Source organism: Allobosea sp. (assembly GCF_035999205.1).
In the GTDB taxonomy this organism is placed as follows: Bacteria; Pseudomonadota; Alphaproteobacteria; order Rhizobiales; family Beijerinckiaceae; genus Allobosea.
This window is the reverse complement of sequence record NZ_DASYHA010000007.1, coordinates 1-18481: the sequence shown is the minus strand read 5'-3', so window position 1 is coordinate 18481 and position 18481 is coordinate 1. Positions and strand designations below refer to the sequence as shown.

Sequence of the window (18481 nt, the reverse complement as noted above, 5' to 3'; positions counted from 1 at the left end):
CCGCTTCGCGGCTTGTCCGGGATGACGGCGCGCAGACACGCGGGCAAACGGGCTACTTCACCAGCTTCAGCACCTCACGGAAGCGGGGATGCCGAGCGCTCTTCAGCCATTCGAAGATCACCATCTCGGTCGTGACGATCTCGGCGCCATGGCGCTCCAGCCGGCGCAGCGCGACCTCCTTCGACTCCGGCAGGCGCGATCCCGTCGCATCCTGAACCACGGCGACGCGGCGCCGATCGCCGAGCAGCGACAGCACCGTCTGGCCGAGGCAGACATGGGCCTCGCAGCCGCAGAAGACGAGCTGGCCATCGCCCGCAAGCGCATCAAGGAAGCCGGGTTCGGCGCAGGCGTTGAAGCTCATCTTGGTCACGACCGGCCCGGCGCCAGCCAGTTCCGCGACCGTCCCGCCGAGGCCGGCCGGATTCTGCTCGGTCATCACGATCGGCACCGACAGAATGCCGGCGGCATCGACGAGCCTCTTCGCATTGGCGACAAGACGAGCGCCGTCATGGATGGCGGGCATCAGCCGCGCCTGGAAATCGACGATTACCAGCGTGGAGTCGGCAGCGTTGAGCAAGGGCATCGAGGCTGAGCCTTCCCGAATGAGCGGCGCCAAGCGCCCCGGCCCCGTTATAGAGCCCGCCCGGTCTACGGTTCCATCCGGGGAGAGCATGGCCGCCAGACCGCCACTGCTCGCCCCGCCTCTGGCGCATGAATTGGTCGTCTTCTAGTCTGTCCCCGTACAAAGACGCACAGGCAGGCGCAGAACTTCATGGACAAGCGGGTCGACCCTCACGCGCATCACGCGACGACGACCCATGCTTCGGCACAGCATGCGCCACTGAGCCATGAGGATATCCGCAGCATCCTCTTCGGCATCATGCTGGCGATGTTCCTGGCGGCGCTCGACCAGACGATCGTCGCGACCGCGATGCCGACGATCGGGCGGGAGCTCGGCGACGTCACGCATCTGTCCTGGGTGGTGACGTCCTATCTCCTGGCTTCGACCGCGGTGACGCCGCTCTACGGCAAGCTTGCCGACATCCATGGCCGCCGCGTCGTGCTGCTCTCCGGCATCGTCGTCTTCGTCCTGGGCTCGATCGCCTGCGCGATCGCCCCCTCGCTCTGGCTCCTGGTGGTGGCGCGCTTCATCCAGGGGCTGGGTGGCGGCGGGCTGATCGCGCTGGCGCAGACCATCGTCGCCGACATGGTCTCCCCCAAGGAGCGCGGGCGCTACCAAGTCTATATCGCCACCGTCTTCATGGCGTCCTCGCTGCTCGGGCCGGTGCTCGGCGGCGTCATCGCGGAACGGCTGCATTGGTCAGTAATCTTCTGGATCAACCTGCCGATGGGGGCCGCCGCCTACTGGATGACGAGTTCGGCGCTGAAGCGCCTGCCGCGTCATGAACGACCGCACAAGCTCGACGTGCTCGGCGCGCTGCTGATCACCGCCGCGACGATGACGCTGCTGCTGGCACTGTCCTGGGGCGGAACGGCCTACCCCTGGCGTTCCGCCCCAATCGCCGGGCTGGTCGCTTTCTCGCTGCTGCTCTGGCTCTGCTTCGGCTGGCGCCTGCGGACGGCGCAGGAGCCGCTGATCCCGCTCGACATCCTCGCCAACCCGGTGGTGCGGATGGGTACGATCGCGGCCGGTTTCGGCATGGGCACCTTCATCGGGCTAACGATCTATCTCCCAGTCTATTTCGAGACCATCGCCGGACTCAGCGCCGCCTACTCCGGCCTGGGCCTGCTGCCGCTCACCTGCGGGACGGTGCTGGGCGCGACGATGTCGGGCCGCGCGATGACGCGGCTGACACACTACAAGCGCGTGCCGGTGATCGGGCTTTCGCTGGCGCTGTGCGGCGTCGCCCTGCTGACGATCTATGCCGGACGGATGCCGCTGGTGCCGTTCTGCGTGCTGCTCGGACTGGTCAGCGTCGGGCTCGGCACGATGCTACCGGTCGCCACCGTCTCGATCCAGAACGCGGTGCTGCCGCATCAGCTCGGCACGGCGACGGGCACGGCCAATTTCTTCCGCCAGATCGGCGGGGCGCTGATCGTCGCGGTGTTCGGCGCAATCGTGCTCGGCGGCGCCGGCGTCTCCGGGGCGGGGCTGTCGCACGAGACCCTGAAGCTCGATGCCGTCGATCGCGATACGATGGTGAGGCTGTTCCGCTACGTGTTCGCGGCAACCTGCATCGGCTTCGCCTGCGCGCTGTTCTTCCTGGTACGGATGAAGGAACTGCCGCTGCGCGGCGGCGCCGTCGAGGCGGCAAAGGCGCTCGCAGGCGATTGATCCAGCTCAGGACACCGATCGCGCTTTCGGCTAGCCTGACACAGGGGCGTCGCATGACGGGCCCCATTCTCGACCCCTACCTCATCGGAGCGAGTGGCGTTTGCGGTTCGATGTTGTAGCGTTTTGATCTCGCATCGGCTTCTACCGAAACCGCATTGTTCGGGTCGATGCGCAGCCGTGGCAGGAGTGTTCCCATGTCCGATCTCGTCGTCATCGTCTATCCGACCGAAGCGCGCGCCGAGGAAATGCGCCAGAAGCTCTTCACTCTGCAGAAGGAATACCTGATCGAGATCGGCGATGCCGCCATCGCGGTCATGCATGAGGACGGCAAGGTCAAGCTGAACCAACTCCTCAACACCACTGCGATGGGCGCGGTCTCCGGTTCGTTCTGGGGACTGCTGATCGGCGCGATCTTCCTGATGCCGCTGGCCGGCGCGGCGCTCGGCGCGGCCTCCGGCGCGCTCGGCGGCGCACTGACCGACTATGGCGTCGACGACAAGTTCATGAAGGAATTGTCGGCCAGCCTGCGGCCGGGCAACGCCGCGCTGTTCGTGCTGGTCAAGAAGGTGACCGGTGACAAGGTTCTGGAGGCGCTGCGCGGCACTGGCGGCACTGTGCTGAAGACCTCGCTCGATCGCGACAAGGAGCAGAAGCTGCGCGACGCGCTGGCCGATGCCCACGCCGCGATGCCGGCGGCCGCCAGCGATGCTCCAGCGGCGCCGGCAGGTGCGGGCGCGCCGTCGCCGATCGGCTGAACCCGGGCGTCATGTTCGGACAGAGCTAGACGCAGTCCCCAGAAGCTCTTGCAGGTGATGCTCGGGACAAGCCCGAGCATCACGCTCAGCGACCGAGGCGTCAGTCCCTCAGCAGCTCGTTGATGCCGGTCTTGGAACGGGTCTGCGCATCGACCGTCTTGACGATGACGGCGCAGGAGAGCGACGGGCCCGGCGTGCCGTCCGGGAAGGGCTTGCCCGGCAGCGAGCCCGGCACCACCACCGAATAGGGCGGCACCTTGCCGATGTGGACCTGGCCAGTGGCGCGGTCGACGATCTTGGTCGAGGCCGAGATGAAGACGCCCATCGAGAGCACCGAGCCCTCGCCGACGATCACGCCCTCGACGACCTCGGAGCGGGCGCCGATGAAGCAGTTGTCCTCGATGATGGTCGGGTTCGCCTGCAGCGGCTCGAGCACGCCGCCTATGCCAACGCCGCCGGAGAGATGCACGTTCTTGCCGATCTGGGCGCAGGACCCGACCGTCGCCCAGGTATCGACCATGGTGCCTGAGTCGACATAGGCGCCGATGTTGACGAAGGACGGCATCAGCACGACGTTCGGCGCCAGGAAGGAGCCCTTGCGCGCCGCGGCCGGCGGCACGACACGGAAACCGGCCGCGCGGAAGCGGTTCTCGCCCCAGCCCTCGAACTTCGATGGCACCTTGTCCCAGAACACGCCCTCGCCCGGGCCGTTGGCGATGATCATGTTGTCGGTCAGGCGGAAGGAAAGCAGCACCGCCTTCTTGAGCCACTGATGCACGACCCATTCGGCACCGACCTTCTCGGCGACGCGGGCCTGCCCGGCATCGAGCATCTCGATCGCCTGCTCGACCGCATCGCGCACGGCGCCCTTGGTGTTGATGCCGATCTCGGAGCGGGCCTCCCAGGCGGCGTCGATGGTGGCGGCGAGATCGGTCAGCGACATGGCACGGCTCCGGCGGTTACAAAGGCCCGGGAGCGATGGCGGAAGGCGGCGGCGGCGTCAAGCATCCTGCGGCCGGTGGGGGAACGACAGCCCGCGCGCCGTGTTAGGATAGCGTCGCGATCGGAAGCTCTGGCAGATCAAGCCCGGCGGGAGGCCACCATGACGCGTTTCACCCTGTCCCTGATGCTGATCCTGGCGGCTGGAACCGCGTTTGCCCAGGCTCGCCCGTCTTCGCCCGACAGGACTTGCGCCGCCAACCGGCAGAGCGTCCTCGCCAATGGGGCGATCGTGCTCGGCACGGGTGGCTACACCTTCGACCGCTTCGTGCGCGACAGCAGCTTCTGCCCGCATGGCGACATACTGGATCCCGCCTGGATTCCGAGCCGCGACACGCCACAATGCTTCGTCGGCTATCGCTGCAAGACCGACATGCGCTGGGATTGACGGAATCCCGGTTCGCGGGGACTGCGCTTTACCTTCCCGGTGGCGCGCGGCACTCTCGGCCGCCTTCCGCCTCCGCTCTGGAACCACTATGCGCCTTTGGATCAAGAACCCGCTCGGCATCGTCGCGCAGGCCGCCGACGGCGGCATTGTGGTAGACGGACCCCGCATCGTCGAGCTGCTCCCGGCTGGCGCCTCCCCTGCCCTGCCCGTCGGCGAGGTCTTCGACGCCTCTAACCACGTCGTCCTGCCCGGCCTGATCAACACCCATCACCACTTCTACCAGACGCTGACACGCGCCCATCCGGCCGCGATCGACCGCGAACTGTTCCCCTGGCTGACAGCGCTCTATCCGCTCTGGGCCAGGCTGACGCCCGAAGACCTGCGGCTGGCGATCCGCGTCGCCCTGACGGAGCTCCTGCTCTCCGGCTGCACCACGGCGGCGGATCACCATTACCTCTATCCGAAGGGGCTGGAGAACGCCGTCGACATCGCGGTCGAGGAGGCGCGCGCGCTCGGGGTCCGCGCGACGATCTCGCGCGGCTCGATGAACCTGTCGCAGAAGGATGGCGGCTTGCCGCCCGACAGCGTCGTGCAGGACGAGGACACCATCCTCGCAGACAGCGAGCGCGTGCTGAAGCTGTTCCACGATCCGGCGGACGGCGCGATGGTCCAGATCGCACTCGCGCCCTGCTCACCCTTCTCCGTGACACCGGAGCTGATGCGCAAGAGCGCGGACCTCGCGGCGCGCTTCGACGCGCCGCTGCACACCCATCTCGCCGAGACGAAGGACGAGGACGCCTATTGCCTCGAAGTCTATGGCAGGCGCCCGCTCGACCTGCTCGAGGAGACCGGCTGGATGCGCCCGAAGACCTGGCTGGCGCATGGCATCCATTTCTCCTGCGAGGAATGCGAGCGGCTGGGCAAGGCCGGCGTCGGGGTCTGCCATTGCCCGACCTCGAACGGCGTGCTCGCCTCCGGCTTCTGCCGCACGCGCGAACTGGAAGCGGCCGGCGCTCCACTCGGCCTCGGCGTCGACGGCTCGGCTTCCAATGACGGCTCGAACCTGATGGAGGAGCTGCGCCACGCCCTGCTGATCAACCGGCTGCGCTATGAGAGCGCAACCGCCGTGACGGCGCAGGACGTGATCCGCTGGGCGAGCGAAGGCTCGGCGCGCTGCCTCGGCCGCTCCGACATCGGACGCATCGCGCCGGGCATGCAGGCGGACCTTGCACTCTACAGGCTGGACGAGCTGCGCTTCTCGGGCGCGCATGATCCGGTGGCCGCATTGGTGCTCTGCGGCGCCAACCGCGCCGACCGGGTCATGGTCGCCGGTCGCTGGCGCGTCATCGACGGTGCGGTGCCGGGACTCGACGTCGCGGCACTGCGACGGGCGCATGGCAGGGCGGCACTTCGCTATGCATGAAACGCCTTCGCAATCTCGACGCATTTGCGGCATTGTCTCGGGGATGCGCCGCCGAACTGAAGGATGCCGGAGATGAAGATCGCACTGATCGCAGCCCTGGCCCTGTCGCTCACAGCCGCCGGCTGCGTCACGGCCCAGGAGCAACGGGCACTCGATGCCGAAAAATGCCAGGGCTACGGCTTCCGCGCCCGGACCGATGCCTTCGCGCAATGCCTGCAGGCCATCGACCTCAACCGGGCAGCCAACCTGCGAGCCTGGGCCTATCGGGACTTCGGCCCCTATGGCGGCTACGGCTATTACGGCTACCGGGGCTGGTGATCAGCCCTCTTCGTCCTCGGCCGGACGGAAATCCCGCAATTCCGGCAGGCGGGCGTGGATCCGGCGCAGGAAGCCGGTGAACAGTGCGCGCTCCTCGGCAGTAAAGCCCTCCAGCATCATCTGCTCACGGGCGGTGGCCAGCGCGATCAACTGGTCATGCAGCACATAGCCCCTCGGTGTCAGTTCCAGAAGCTGGCGGCGGCCGTCCCGCCCATCCGCGACCTCCGCGACATAGCCCCCGGCAACCAGTGCCGCGACGCTGCGGCTGACAGCCCCCTTGTCGAGCCCGATGACCTCGCAGATGCGCTGCGCCGGGATGCCCGGCTCGATGGCGAGCTGGGAGATCACGCGCCACTCGGTCACGCCGACGCCGAAGCGCTCCAGATAGAGCCGCGAGGAACTGCGCGACCAGGTGTTGGAGATCGCCGTCAGGAAATACGGGACATAGCCGCCGAGATCGAGAACCTCTCGCTCGCCGCCATCCTCGGCAGCCCTGTCGCGCTTCGTCGAAGGCATGGCTCATCCTGACTTCCGTGACTTGCATCTCACATGACCGGGCCGAGCGGGGCAAGCCATCCGGCTTCCCGGTCAGGCGGCCTAGTATCGGCGCGGCCTCATGGCCGATGCGAGATAGCCCAGGGAGAGAACCATGGCGGCGACCGCCAGCCCCGAGCAGATCACGCCGGCCGGCGTGATTCTGGCGCTGCCCTGCAAGGTGATGTGCTTCCCCAGGCGCAACTCGAAGGCCGACCTGATCTCCTCGGGATGGGACGGGAGGGAAGTTGGAGGCTCTTCGGCGACGACGGACATGCGACACTCCGGACGGACCACGGCGACCATCGCATGAGGACCGGCTAGGCCGCCAGCCCGCGTCCCCTTTTCAGCCGCTACGCGCGGCCTGCCTCCGCAGCAGGTAGATGTCCATGATCCAGCCATGCTTGCGCCGGGCCTCGGCGCGAACCGCCGCGATCTCGCCGGCCAGATCGGCCAGTGGCCCCGCCATCAGGATTTCGTCCGGTGTCCCGAGATAGGCGCCCCAGTAGATGTCGAGATCATCCGGCGCGATGCGCGCAAATGTTTGCTCGCCGTCGAGCATCACCACGACACTGTCCTGCCCCGCCGGGAAACCGGCAGCGAGCTTGCGGCCGGTCGTAATCATGACCGGCTCGCCGATGCGGTTCAGCGCGATCCGGTGGCGAGCGGCGAGCGCCTGAACGCTGCTGATGCCGGGGATGACCTCCCATTCGAGCGCGAGACCGCCCGCGCGGACGCGCTCGACGATGCGCAGCGTGCTGTCATAGAGCGCGGGATCGCCCCAGACGAGCAGTGCGCCGTACTGGCCCTCGGCCAGTTCGTCCCTGAACAGGCGGTCATAGTTCGCGGCGATGCGCCCATGCCAGTCATCGACGACGCCGCGATAATCGGTTCCGGCGGGGGCGCGCTCCGGCGTCCCGACCGTCACCATCCGGCAGGGCTTCTCGATGAAGCGGGCACAGATCGCTTCCCGCAGATGGCGCAGAGCCGCCTTCTCCTCACCCTTGTCGGGCAGGAAGACGACATCGGCCCGGTTCAGCGCCTTGATCGCCTGGACCGTCATCTGGTCTGGGTCGCCGGCGCCGATGCCGATGATCAGTAGTTTGCGCATCCCTGCCTCGCCGACCGCCTTGGAGCGGGCGCCATAGCACGCGAACCGGCGCAGAGGGATAGAGCTCAGGCGCGCCCGGCGACTTCGGCTCGGGCGAGGTCGATGCCGGGCGGTGGCGCCACGCTCAGCGCCAGGGAGGCCTGCAAGGCCGCCAGATCCTCCGCAAGCGACGGATGCCAGCCGCATGGGCAAGGATGGTCACCGAGATGGGCGTCGGCGACTTCCCTGTAGACGGAGCCTATCGCCTCGGCGGCGAGTTCCAGAACCGCCATCGGCGACAGCCGCGTGCCATGCAAGACCCCGCAGAAGGCGTTCATCACAGCCTGCCGGATTTCAGCCCGGGCATCGTCGACGGACCTGTGCGTATCGGGCTCAGGCAGCATGGCGCGCCCTCCCCGTCCGGCGGCCGCCATCGCGCCGGTGCCGCTCGGGCTCCGGCAGCGCGACCATCAGCAGATCGACGAGACGCTGCATCCGGGGCGACAGGTCGCCTTCCGCCTCGACGGCGAGCGGCGCCTTCGCCAGGACGAGCGCGCGCCGCAGTTCATGGCGGCTGGCTTCGGTGCGAACGACCTCGCGGATGATGATCTCGTCGATGCGGCCGATCGCGGCGGCAACATCCGCTTCACTCACTCCGCTCATCGGTCATCTCCCTCCGCACGGGTTGAATCGGGTCGGAGGGACAGATAGGCGCTAACAACAAAACCATCAAGTCGTTGTTTTTATTGCATAAATAGAACTATTCGAATGTAGCGCCACCATGCGGCGACGCCGGACCCTAGAGCTCGCGCACGATCTCCAGCCTGGCACCATGGGCGAGCGCGCGGTCGAGGCAGCGATCGGCCGGGCCGAAGAAGGAGATCGCAAAGGCGCCCTGCCCGCGCCGGCCGAGATGACGGGTCAGGCTCTCGCAGGCATCGCTGCGCGCCTCGGTCAGCGAGAGCACCTGCCGCCCGAGCCTGAACTGCGCGAGGCCGAAACCGAGGCCCGGCACCGCGCCTCGGGCGACGGGTTCGAGTCCGGTCAACGCGCGATAGCGCGCCACAGACGCCGCGAGATCACGCACCGCGACCGTGACCCCGGCGACGCCGGTGACGCCATTGGCGTGCTTTCTCACCTTGCCCTCCGGCACGCGCAAGGCACGCGGCGTGACGTCCTCGCAGATGAAGGGGATGTCGGGCTCGGGCGGTCGCGCCGAACGCCAGGCGATGCGCGTACCGTCCGGTTGCAGGCGCTCGCCATCGATCGGCCCGTCGATCTCGATGCCCGCCGCGCGGGTGCGGGCCAGGTCGGCATCGAGCGTTTCGTCAGGCAGCAGGGCGTAGTCGACGAGACCGCTTCCGGCCTCGTCCAGCACCTTCCACCAGCGAAAGCCCGGCACCGGGCGCGAGAAGGCGATGATCTCGAGATAGGCGCCATCGGCCAGCACCACGAGCGCATTGCGCGAGCCGCGCGGATGCTCGCCGCCCGGCAGGACCGTGAAGCCCAGCGTCTCGTAGTCGCGCACCGCCTGGTCGAGATCGGTGACGGCGATGACGATGTGGTCGATGGACTGCGGCATGAAGGCGGTTCTCCGGAGGCAGGCGGGACGGGTGGATCAGGCGCTGGCGGCGATCGCCTCGATGCGGGGCAGCCCGCCGAGCCTCGGCGCAAAGGAGACCCAGACCTTGCGGGCGCCGGCCTCCCAGGCGGGGCGGTCCTCGGTCTGTGCGACCTTGCCGCCCTCGGCCGCGGCCCTGGCCATCGAGGCCTCCTCGTCGGCGACGATCAGCGCGTCGAAATAGCCGGCCGCCTCGGCTGCAGCGGCGGCGAACGCCGCCTTGTCCTCGGCCGACAGCCCCTTCCAGAAGGCGGCCGAAACCATGATGACGCCGCTCGCCCAGATGTGCCCGGTCTCGATCAGCCAGGGCACGACCTCATGCAGCTTGAAGCCGACATAGGCCGATTTAGTCAGGTCCATGCAGTCGACCACGCCGGTCCGCAGAGCGTTGTAGGTCTCGGGGATCGGAATCGGCGTCGGATGGGCCCCCAGCCCGGACCACAGTTCGGTGTGGAGCGGGCTCTGGATGACGCGGATGCGCTTGCCGCGGATGGCGGCCGGCGTCGTCAGCGGCTCCTTGGCGAGGAGATGGCGCGCGCCGTAATTGATGAAGCCGAGCACGACGAAGCCCTGCGCTTCGTACTTGCCCTTGAGTTCGTCGCCGAGCGGCCCGGCCAGCACGCGGCCGAGATGCCCGCGGTCGCGAAACAGGAAAGGCAGGTCGAGAAGCTGCCCTTCCGGCACCCAGCCGGAGAGTGCCGAGATAGTCGAGAGCGAGGCCTGCACGGAGCCGAGCCGCATGCCCTCGGCAACCTCCTTCTCGCCGCCCAGCGCCGCGTTGCCGACGATGCGCAGATCGAAGCGGCCGGGCGCCGTCCGGTTCAAGGTCTCGGCGATCCGCCGCCAGATCTTCGTCTCTGGTTTGTCCTCGCCGAAGAGCGAGGCCACCGTGACGGGCCGGCCGGCCGCATGCGCCATGCGCGCGGAAAGGAGCGCCGGGGCGGCCAGCAGGCCGGCGCCGACCATGCGGCGGCTCGGGAACATCGACTGAACTCCTTCGCTGGGCCAATTCCTGCGCGGGTGCCGCCTCCTGCCTCGGCTGGAATGCGTCCCGCCGCAAGATGGGGCGACGCATCGCCGGAATGAAAGGGTGCAGCTTGACGCAGCCAATCCCCAGCCAATGCGAACGGCAGGGCACCCCAAGGGCAAGGCGGCGAAATCTCGTATTGATGTGATTCCCGAAGAGTAGATACGGTGAATCGTTGATTCGCGTTGGCGTTCCCGAAGCTCCTCAGGCGCGATTGTCGAGGCCATCACTTGAACGCCCTCCCGGTTGCCTGCTCGAACGATTGGCTGGGCCCGTCAGCGTGCCTGGAGGCGCCGCCGATTGGAGCTGCGGCACTGCCGGCGACGCCCGCCCTGCCCCATGTCGAACAGAACGCTCCGGATCTCGACCCGGCGCAGCGGGGATTTCTCGAATTGCGGCTCGAGGCCGCGCTCGGCCGCCTGACCGCCATGGAGACATTGCTTGAGGCGGAGCGTCTACATGCGCGCCAGGCGCAGACCGCGCTGGGCGTGGCGGAACGCGCCCTGCAGCGCCACCGCGAGACCATCGTCGCCGCCGATCTGCAGCGCCAGGAGGCGTCCGGCGAGATCGAGCGCCTGAAGCAGGGCCTGCATGAGGCCGCGCTCGGCAAGGCCCGGCAAGACCATCACATCGCCGCTCTCGCGACGGCACTGGCCGGCAAGAACGCCGAGATCGAACGGCTGAAGGATATCGGCGCCGACCTCGAAGCCGATCTCCGGGCGACCCGGAACAAGCAGAACGCGGCCTCGGACACGCTGCAGCGGGAGTGCCTGCGCCTCGAGGAGGCCTTGCAGGGCGAACGGCGCGACAAGGTCCTGCTGCAGCGCGCTCTCGATCTCGCACGTGCCAACCGGCGCGCGCTGCAGGACCAGTTGCAGCAACCGACCGGCCCCCGTCCGCCGGACCACAGGATCGCGCTCCGCAGCCCGTCCGGCACCGGCACCCGGTTCCTGCACCCCAGCGACACCCCGCCTGCCAACGACGCCTTACTTCCGGTCGTGTTCTTGCCTGCGGCCGCCCTGCCTGCTTCCCACACCCTCGAACAGGATGAGCCGGTCCAGCCATCCTGTCCGGCTCTCACGGAGCACCTCCATGCAGCCTGCAATTAGCGACCTCGCAACCGTCACCAACCTGCGCCAGAACACACCGGCCTCCGAGGCATTCCCGAACGGCGCGGACAAGATCACAGCGTTCCCCGCGACTTCCGCGCCATTGGAAGCCGCAAGGCCCGTCGCCCCGCCCGCCTCCGCGCCGGCGCCCGCCGGCCCGCAGCGCGACTGGCCTTCCGCTCTGGCGCTGATCGAGGAAACCAGCGAAGCGATCCGGATCAGCGACCTGCGCTATGCGCAGCTCGAGGAGCGGCTGCAGCAGACGATCTCGCAGGCGGCGGTCAACATGCGCGAACTGGAAGCGCAGATCGCGACCGCCAACGAGATGCTGTGGCGCTCCGAGGAGCGGGCCCGCCAGGCCGAGGCCCGCGCGCTGGAGGCGGAAGCCTGGCTCGCCCGCTTGCACGACGCCGTGACCACCTCCTTCTCGCAGGCCAACCGCCCGCAATCGCGCGGCTGACCGTGACACAGGAGGCTCCCAGTCTCAGCCGCGCCATGCTTCGGTCGCCGGGCCGGGGAGAGGCTATGGAGCGAACCGGGGCCAGTCCCGCTCCGGTGCCGCAGCGCCCCTATGTGCGCCGCGCCGCCGGCAGGCCGGACCCGCAGGAGACGCTGACCTTGGTGGAGGGGGCCGGCGCAGCCTTCGAGATGCTCCAGCTGCAGTTGCTGAGCGTCCTGCAGAAGGCGAGGACGTCGCTCGAGGACGCGCAGCAGGAGAAGGCCCAGCTGCAGGTCGACTTCGAGGCCCTCGCGAGGGAAAAGGACGACTGGAGCCAGCGCGCCCAGAAGGCCGAGGCCACGCTCGACCGGGCCAACCAGGTACTGCAGACCCAGCAGAGCGTTCTGGAGAAGGCCCTGCTGCGCGAACGCGAGGCCGTTCAGCGCGCCTATATGCTCGAACTGAAGCTGCGCCAAACGGGCAGCATCGGGCGGCCGGGCTGAGGCCCGGATCACGAGGGGAGCGCGCTGTCGCGCTTCTGCAGCAATTGCCGCACAGTTGAGCAAAAGAAGTTGTTCGCAACTCCCCGAAGCGCGCGTTCGGAGGTTGCCAGGAATCACCGCGCGCCCTCTGCTGGCGCATCGTTTCCAGCGCAGTCCTGAACGCAAAAGTGGCCGGGCTGCCGGGAGCGGTTACGTCCCGCGTTCATGGGGGCAAGGTGGGGTGGCTTCGATGATCGGTGCAAGTCTGAGGCGCCTGATGGGCGGGAGGAGCGAGGAGCCGGAGCCGCGGCTGCCCAAGACCCTCGACGCGCCTTCCCTCGACGCGTCTGCCTTCGACGCGCCCGCGATCACCGCCAACGAGCCCGGTGAGCCACCGGCGCCCATGCCCATTCTGGAGGCTCCGCCGAAGCCGGGCAGCTCGCATGAAGTCGGCCAGCTGATGGCCGCGATCAGCGACCAGTCCAACGAGCTCCAGACCGAATTCGCCAAGATCTCGAACTGGTCCGTCCAGCTCGACCTGCTGATGACGCGCACCGCGACCATGCAGCAGATCCTGCCGAAATTCATCCAGACCTCGCAGGACCAGGCCGCGCAGATCGAGGAGCTGACCAGTGTCTGCGGCCGGCAGGACCGCGAGATCAACGGCCTGCAGATGGAGCTGGGCCATTATCGCCCACTGGCGATGCGCTACGAGGAAGAGCTGCACCGCAGCCGCGCGGCGCTAGACCAGACGCAGAACTCGCTGTCGATGCTCGAAATCGAGCACGCCAAGTTGCAGGGCGAGATCAACGGCCTGATGCAGCGGCTGTCCAGCACCGATTCGCGGGCGCAGCGCCTGTCCGAGGAGCGGCAGGTCGTCGAGCAGAAGCTGCTCGAGAAATCATCCGCGGCGCAGAACCTGTCGCGCGAAGTCGCGATGCTGCGCTCCGATCTCGTGGCGTCCAGCGGCGAGAACCAGCGCCTGCAGCGCGACATCGCAGCGCTCACCGAAAAGATGAGCGGCGAGCGGGAAGCCGCCAACGAAGCGGCAAGCCAGGCTCAGGCGCGCATCACCGCCGCCCTGCAGACGATCAAGGAACTCGAAGCCCAGGCCGCCGCTGCTGCCGAGCGAGAGCGCAAGCTCGTCGACGACATCGCCCAGCGCGACAAGAGCGTCTACGACCTCGACATCAAGCTCTCGGCGCTGCAATCGAAGGCCGACTTCCTGACCGGGGTGAACCACCAGCTCCGCAACGACCTGCGCCACCATATCGACCATGTCGGGACGCTGGAGCACTCGAACCGCCAGCTGATCGAAGCGATGTCGCGCAACCGCCAGGCGACCGAGGCCATCGCGCCGGACGCCTACGATGTGCCGCCGCTCAAGGCTGCCGCCGGCGAGTGAGGTGGCGGGCGCGCCCTGCCTGACCCAACACGTAATCCCGGGTTTCGCGAAGCGAAGCTCCGGGATCCATCATAGGGCTCGCTGGCGCTCCATAATGGGTCCCGGCGCTGCGCGGTTGCGCCGCTTGTCCAGAACGACGGCAAGGTCGGAGCCGCCGCTCACGCGGCCGCAAATGCCTTGTTGATGATCGCCTGTGCCTCCTCCTGAATCCGACGCAGATGGGCAGCGTCGCGGAAGCTCTCGGCGTAGATCTTGTAGACCTCCTCGGTGCCCGAAGGCCTCGCGCAGAACCAGCCTTCGCCGGTCACGACCTTGACGCCGCCGATCGCTGCGCCGTTGCCGGGCGCCTCGTTGAGGACAGCGGTGATCGGTTCGCCGGCCAGCGTGTCGGTCGCGATCTGCGCGCGCGACAGCGTCTTCAGCACAGCCTTCTGCTCGCGGCTGGCCGGAGCATCGACGCGGGCATAGAGCGGCTCGCCGAGCTCCTTCGTCAGCGCGACATAGCGCTGGCCCGGGTCGGAGCCGGTCACAGCCGTGATCTCGGCGGCGAGCAGCCCGAGGATCAGGCCGTCCTTGTCGGTCGACCAGCTCGTTCCGTCCCGACGCAGGAAGGAGGCTCCGGCGCTCTCCTCGCCACCGAAGCCGAAGCTGCCATCCGAGAGACCGTCAACGAACCATTTGAAGCCGACCGGGACCTCGACCAGCCGGCGCCCGAGCTTGGCGGCGACGCGGTCGATCATGGCGCTGCTGACGATGGTCTTGCCGATGGCGGCGTCGCTGCGCCAGCCGGGGCGGTGGGTGAAGAGATAGGCGATCGACACCGCGAGATAGTGGTTCGGGTTCATCAACCCGCCGCTGCGGGTGACGATGCCGTGCCTGTCGGCGTCGGTGTCGTTGGCGAAGGCGACGTCGAAGCGGTCCTTCATCCCGATCAGGCTGGTCATCGCATAGGGCGAGGAGCAGTCCATCCGGATCTTGCCGTCCCAGTCGGCGCTCATGAATCCGAAGGTCGGATCCAGCGTGGTGTCGACGACCGTCGCGTTCAGGCCGTAGCGCTCGATGATCGGCGCATAGTAGTCGAGCCCGGCGCCGCCGAGCGGATCGATGCCGATGCTGACGCCGGCCGTGCGGATCGCCTCCATGTCGATGACAGCGGCGAGGTCGGCGACGTAGGCCGGGAGATAGGCGTGCCGCCGGACGAATTCCGAGCCCAGCGCCTTGGAATAGGGCATGCGCCGGATCTCGACGAGCCCGCCCGCCACCAGTTCGTTGGCCTTGCGCTCGATCCAGCCGGTCGCGTCGGTATCGGCCGGTCCGCCATGCGGCATGTTGTATTTGAAGCCGCCATCGGCAGGCGGATTATGCGAGGGCGAGATCACCACGCCATCGGCCAGGCCCGTGGCGCGGCCGCGGTTATGCGTGATGATCGCATGCGAGATCACCGGCGTCGGCGTGAAGCGGAGGTTCTCGTCGACCATGGTGACGACGCCGTTGGCGGCGAAGACCTCGAGCGCCGTCTCGAAGGCCGGGCGCGACAGCGCATGGGTATCGATGCCCATGAAGAGCGGGCCGTCGATGCCCTTCTCCCTGCGATACAGGCAAATCGCCTGGGCGATCGCCAGGATATGCGCCTCGTTGAAGGAGAGCAGGAAGGAGGAGCCGCGATGACCCGAGGTGCCGAAGGCGACACGCTGCGCGGCCTGCGCCGGATCGGGGCGGTCGAAATAGGCCTTCGTCAGCTCGGCGACATCCACGAGGAGGCTGGGATCAAGCGGCTTCCCGGCGAGCGGGCTCACGGTGGATGTCATCAAACCTCCTCAGCAGCAAAGCGCAGAGCGATACCTACGACGCCCGGGTGAAGCGTCCGTTTCCATTCGCCAATCTCGCCGCCGACGGCAGAAAGATCGACCGAAATCGCGTCTCTGCGCGAGCAAGCTGTCGAACTTGTGGCGCAAATCTCAGCCGAGCATGTTGCGGACGACCCGCATGAAGATGCGCGCGCCAGGTTCGATCAAGGCGTCGGGGAAATCGAAATCGGGGTTGTGCAGATGGGGCGAGCCTTCGCCCGAGCCGAAGACGAACATTGCCGACTTCGCCTGCCGTCCGAACAGGCCGAAATCCTCCGAGCCACGGCTCGGCTCCGTCGGACCGTGCTGGATGCGTTCCTGCTCGAAGGCCTGCCGCAACAGCGCAACCGCCTCGGCGTCGTTCTCGCAGTGATGGAAGACGTCGTGATACTCCATCTCGGCCGTCAGCCCATGGCTGGCGGCGGCCTCGTTGACCAGCGCTTCGGCGCGGGCGCAGAGTGCTCCCATCTCGCGATCCGCGACCGTGCGCAGCGTCGCCCAGATCTCGGCGCGGCCGGGGGCGATGCCGAAGGCGGCCTCGCCGATGACGGCATGGGTCACGGTGACGAGGGCATAGGCGGCATCGAGCACCCCGCCCGGGCCGAGCGCGGTCAGGGCCGGCATCAGCTGCGCCACTGCCGGCATCGGCGAGACGCCATGTTCCGGTGTCGAGGCGTGCGAGGTCTCGCCGATCAATACGATGCGCAGGCCGCGCGAGGCGCAGTTGGCCGCGCCCTCCGACAGGCGGGCCTGGCCCAGTGGGATGCCCGGCTTGTTGTGAAGCGAGAAGGCGAAGTCGGGCGCGATCTCGGGAAATTTCGGGTCGGCAATCACGGCGGCGGCGCCGGCGCCGGTCTCTTCCGCCGGCTGGAACAGCAGGATCGCCCGGCCTCGCTGCGGGCGCTGGCGGCCGAGGCCGCGGCCGACCGCCGCCAGGATCGCCATATGACCATCATGTCCGCAGAGATGCCCCTTGCCCGGCACCTGCGAGCGATGCGCGGCGCTCGAGAGCTCCTCGATCGGCAGTGCGTCGAGCTCAGCCCGCAGCATCACGGTGGGGCCCGGCTCGCGCCCTTCGAAGATGGCCGCGACGCCATGGCCGCCCAGCCCCGTCACGATCCGGTCGGGCGCGCTGGCCATCAGGAAGCGTGTCACCGCGATCGCGGTCTCGCTCTCCTCGCCGGAGATTTCGGGCCTGCGGTGCAGATCATGCCGGAATGCGACGAGATCGACGGCATCCTGATTGGTCAAGAACATGATTGCCTCCCCAGGCCGCAACCGCATTGCGCGATGCGGCGGGAGACTGCCTCGCGCGCTTCGCCCCGCGCAAGCCACGGCCGCGCCCGGCCGCCATGCTTTTCCCGCGCTGCCCCCACGGGGACGAGGGGAGAGGCAAAACTTCGTTAAGACAGCCCCAGTAAGGCTTCGTAGCATTCGATCGGATCACAAGACCGGAACGTCCCTCCCCCGGACCACGGGCACGGCAGGACGAAACCGGCCGGGGCCGCCAGCCCCCTGGAATCCGAGGATGGGGAAACGGCCGGACCAATCAATCTCGATCCGACGATCGAACCGAGCCACCGTCCCGTTGCTGCACTGCCCTGCACAGCCCGCCGCGAAAGCTGACCCGCCATGCTGAAGCACGCCTCCATCGTGTCCAAATCCATCGGCGTCGTCGCCGTGATGAGCGTCGTCGCCATCGTGATCGCACTGGTCGGCTGGACCGGGCTGACCCAGCTCAAGCGCTCGATGCTCGATGTCGAGCAGACCGGCGGCGTCGCGCGCGAGGCGATGGACCTGCGCATCGACATTATCGCGATCAGCCGGATGACCTACCAGCTCGCGCGCCAGCCCGAGAAGCACGCCGAGTTCGCGACCGAATCCGAGCGGCGCATGAAGGAGATGCTGGCGCGGCTGCCGATCCTGGAAGCGATTGCCGATGCCGAGGAAAAGCGCCTGATCGGTGATGTCCGTGCCAAGCTCGGCAGCTATTTCGACCAGATCCGCGCGATGGTCGCTGCCTCCCGGAGCGCGACGGGCGACCGTTCCGCGGTCGAGGCCGCGCTCGCCGCTTGCCTCGACGGGCAGAAGGCGGTCACCGATGCGGTCAAGGCCTACACCACCTATTCGGGCAAGGCGATCGAGGCGACACGCGACAGCGCCTTCGCCTCCGTCGATCGCTTCCTGACGATCCAGGCCGTCGTCGCCGTGCTCGGCATCCTCGGAGGGCTGCTGCTGAGCCTGTTCGTCGCGCGCCGCGGCATCCTGCTGCCGCTGCGCGGCCTCAACGGCACGATGCACCGGATCGCCGACGGCGATCTCGACAGCGGCGTCGAGGGGACCGATCGGCGTGACGAGATCGGCCAGATGGCCGCGTCGCTGCAGATCCTGCGCGACAATCTCCAGAGGATCCGCGCCCTGGAGGAGCAGGAGCGCGAGGCATCCGCACGCCGCCTGCGTGCGGCGGAGAGCATGGCCCTGGTGGTCTCGGATGTCGGCGAGGTGGTGGCGGCTGCGGCGGCGGGAGATTTCTCGGCGCGATTGAAGATCGACGAGGCCGACGAGCAGATGCAGCGCCTGGTCGCCGGCATCAACGAGATCAATGCGGTGGTCGATTCCGCCACCGCCGAATTCGCCCGGGCGCTCCAGGCGGTCGCCGGCGGCGACCTCACCGTGCGGGTCGATTCGGCCTATCGCGGCAAGTTCGCCGAGCTCAAGGGCGCGATCAACGAGACCGTCGACCGGCTC

Annotated in this window: 21 protein-coding genes; 10 read left to right on the top strand and 11 right to left on the bottom strand. The window is 68.0% G+C overall.

Annotated elements, in window-relative coordinates; all coding sequences use genetic code 11:
- Positions 1–52: 52 nt before the first annotated feature.
- The gene (locus VGN82_RS01055; RefSeq protein WP_327525125.1) at positions 53–583 is read right to left on the bottom strand and encodes an isochorismatase family protein; all 531 of its coding nucleotides are present in this window, start codon (positions 581–583) and stop codon (positions 53–55) included.
- Between the two features lie 189 nt (positions 584–772).
- Between VGN82_RS01055 and VGN82_RS01050 the strand changes: the two genes are divergently transcribed.
- Both VGN82_RS01050 and VGN82_RS01045 read left to right on the top strand, forming a co-directional pair.
- Positions 773–2296 (top strand): MDR family MFS transporter, encoded by a 1524-nt coding sequence (locus VGN82_RS01050; protein WP_327525124.1) that lies wholly within the window; start codon positions 773–775, stop codon positions 2294–2296.
- A gap of 194 nt (positions 2297–2490) precedes the next feature.
- Positions 2491–3051 carry a DUF1269 domain-containing protein gene (locus VGN82_RS01045; protein WP_327525123.1) on the top strand — a complete coding sequence of 187 codons (561 nt, stop codon included), beginning with the start codon at positions 2491–2493 and terminating at the stop codon, positions 3049–3051.
- A 100-nt stretch (positions 3052–3151) separates the two neighbouring features.
- Here the strand turns inward: VGN82_RS01045 and dapD are convergent, their stop codons facing one another.
- Positions 3152–3994: a 2,3,4,5-tetrahydropyridine-2,6-dicarboxylate N-succinyltransferase gene (dapD, locus tag VGN82_RS01040; protein ID WP_327525122.1), complete on the bottom strand. Its 843-nt coding sequence runs from the start codon at positions 3992–3994 to the stop codon at positions 3152–3154.
- A gap of 159 nt (positions 3995–4153) precedes the next feature.
- On the opposite strand from dapD, the gene VGN82_RS01035 reads away from it, so the two are divergent.
- The 3 genes from VGN82_RS01035 (at position 4154) to VGN82_RS01025 (ending at position 6179) form a co-directional block, all read left to right on the top strand.
- Positions 4154–4438 (top strand): hypothetical protein, encoded by a 285-nt coding sequence (locus VGN82_RS01035; protein ID WP_327525121.1) that lies wholly within the window; start codon positions 4154–4156, stop codon positions 4436–4438.
- Positions 4439–4526: 88 nt separating this feature from the next.
- Complete coding sequence (locus VGN82_RS01030; RefSeq protein WP_327525120.1) at positions 4527–5861, top strand: 8-oxoguanine deaminase; 1335 nt, start codon at positions 4527–4529, stop codon at positions 5859–5861.
- Positions 5862–5933: 72 nt separating this feature from the next.
- Positions 5934–6179, top strand: a complete 246-nt coding sequence (locus VGN82_RS01025) for a hypothetical protein (protein WP_327525119.1) — start codon at positions 5934–5936, stop codon at positions 6177–6179.
- Here the strand turns inward: VGN82_RS01025 and VGN82_RS01020 are convergent, their stop codons facing one another.
- From VGN82_RS01020 to VGN82_RS00990, 7 genes are all read right to left on the bottom strand, one after another.
- The gene (locus VGN82_RS01020) at positions 6180–6695 is read right to left on the bottom strand and encodes a MarR family winged helix-turn-helix transcriptional regulator (protein ID WP_327525118.1); all 516 of its coding nucleotides are present in this window, start codon (positions 6693–6695) and stop codon (positions 6180–6182) included.
- 81 nt (positions 6696–6776) lie between these two features.
- Positions 6777–6989 (bottom strand): hypothetical protein, encoded by a 213-nt coding sequence (locus tag VGN82_RS01015; RefSeq protein ID WP_327525117.1) that lies wholly within the window; start codon positions 6987–6989, stop codon positions 6777–6779.
- A 70-nt stretch (positions 6990–7059) separates the two neighbouring features.
- Entirely contained in the window at positions 7060–7824 is a 765-nt protein-coding gene (gene cobF, locus VGN82_RS01010; protein ID WP_327525116.1) for a precorrin-6A synthase (deacetylating), read from the bottom strand.
- Positions 7825–7889: 65 nt separating this feature from the next.
- Positions 7890–8207, bottom strand: a complete 318-nt coding sequence (locus tag VGN82_RS01005) for a hypothetical protein (protein ID WP_327525115.1) — start codon at positions 8205–8207, stop codon at positions 7890–7892.
- A complete protein-coding gene (locus tag VGN82_RS01000) occupies positions 8197–8466 on the bottom strand; it encodes a hypothetical protein (RefSeq protein WP_327525114.1) in 270 nt (89 codons plus the stop codon). The genes VGN82_RS01005 and VGN82_RS01000 overlap by 11 nt, the downstream gene beginning before the upstream one ends.
- 136 nt (positions 8467–8602) lie before the next feature.
- Positions 8603–9385 (bottom strand): VOC family protein, encoded by a 783-nt coding sequence (locus tag VGN82_RS00995; RefSeq protein WP_327525113.1) that lies wholly within the window; start codon positions 9383–9385, stop codon positions 8603–8605.
- 36 nt (positions 9386–9421) lie between these two features.
- Positions 9422–10408, bottom strand: coding sequence for a TRAP transporter substrate-binding protein (locus tag VGN82_RS00990; RefSeq protein ID WP_327525112.1), 987 nt, complete (start codon positions 10406–10408; stop codon positions 9422–9424).
- A 273-nt stretch (positions 10409–10681) separates the two neighbouring features.
- On the opposite strand from VGN82_RS00990, the gene VGN82_RS00985 reads away from it, so the two are divergent.
- The 4 genes from VGN82_RS00985 (at position 10682) to VGN82_RS00970 (ending at position 13886) form a co-directional block, all read left to right on the top strand.
- Positions 10682–11560 (top strand): hypothetical protein, encoded by an 879-nt coding sequence (locus tag VGN82_RS00985; RefSeq protein WP_327525111.1) that lies wholly within the window; start codon positions 10682–10684, stop codon positions 11558–11560.
- A complete protein-coding gene (locus VGN82_RS00980) occupies positions 11544–12020 on the top strand; it encodes a hypothetical protein (RefSeq protein ID WP_327525110.1) in 477 nt (158 codons plus the stop codon). The genes VGN82_RS00985 and VGN82_RS00980 overlap by 17 nt, the downstream gene beginning before the upstream one ends.
- Positions 12021–12085: 65 nt before the next feature.
- Entirely contained in the window at positions 12086–12502 is a 417-nt protein-coding gene (locus VGN82_RS00975) for a hypothetical protein (protein ID WP_327525109.1), read from the top strand.
- A gap of 256 nt (positions 12503–12758) precedes the next feature.
- A complete protein-coding gene (locus tag VGN82_RS00970; RefSeq protein ID WP_327525108.1) occupies positions 12759–13886 on the top strand; it encodes a coiled-coil domain-containing protein in 1128 nt (375 codons plus the stop codon).
- Positions 13887–14044: 158 nt separating this feature from the next.
- On the opposite strand, the gene pgm is transcribed toward VGN82_RS00970, so the two are convergent.
- A complete protein-coding gene (gene pgm / locus VGN82_RS00965; RefSeq protein ID WP_327525107.1) occupies positions 14045–15694 on the bottom strand; it encodes a phosphoglucomutase (alpha-D-glucose-1,6-bisphosphate-dependent) in 1650 nt (549 codons plus the stop codon).
- A gap of 150 nt (positions 15695–15844) precedes the next feature.
- Positions 15845–16990, bottom strand: a complete 1146-nt coding sequence (locus VGN82_RS00960) for an amidohydrolase (protein WP_327525106.1) — start codon at positions 16988–16990, stop codon at positions 15845–15847.
- 375 nt (positions 16991–17365) lie between these two features.
- Between VGN82_RS00960 and VGN82_RS00955 the strand changes: the two genes are divergently transcribed.
- On the top strand, positions 17366–18481 hold a 1116-nt coding region (locus VGN82_RS00955), incomplete at its 3' end, for a HAMP domain-containing protein (RefSeq protein WP_327525105.1).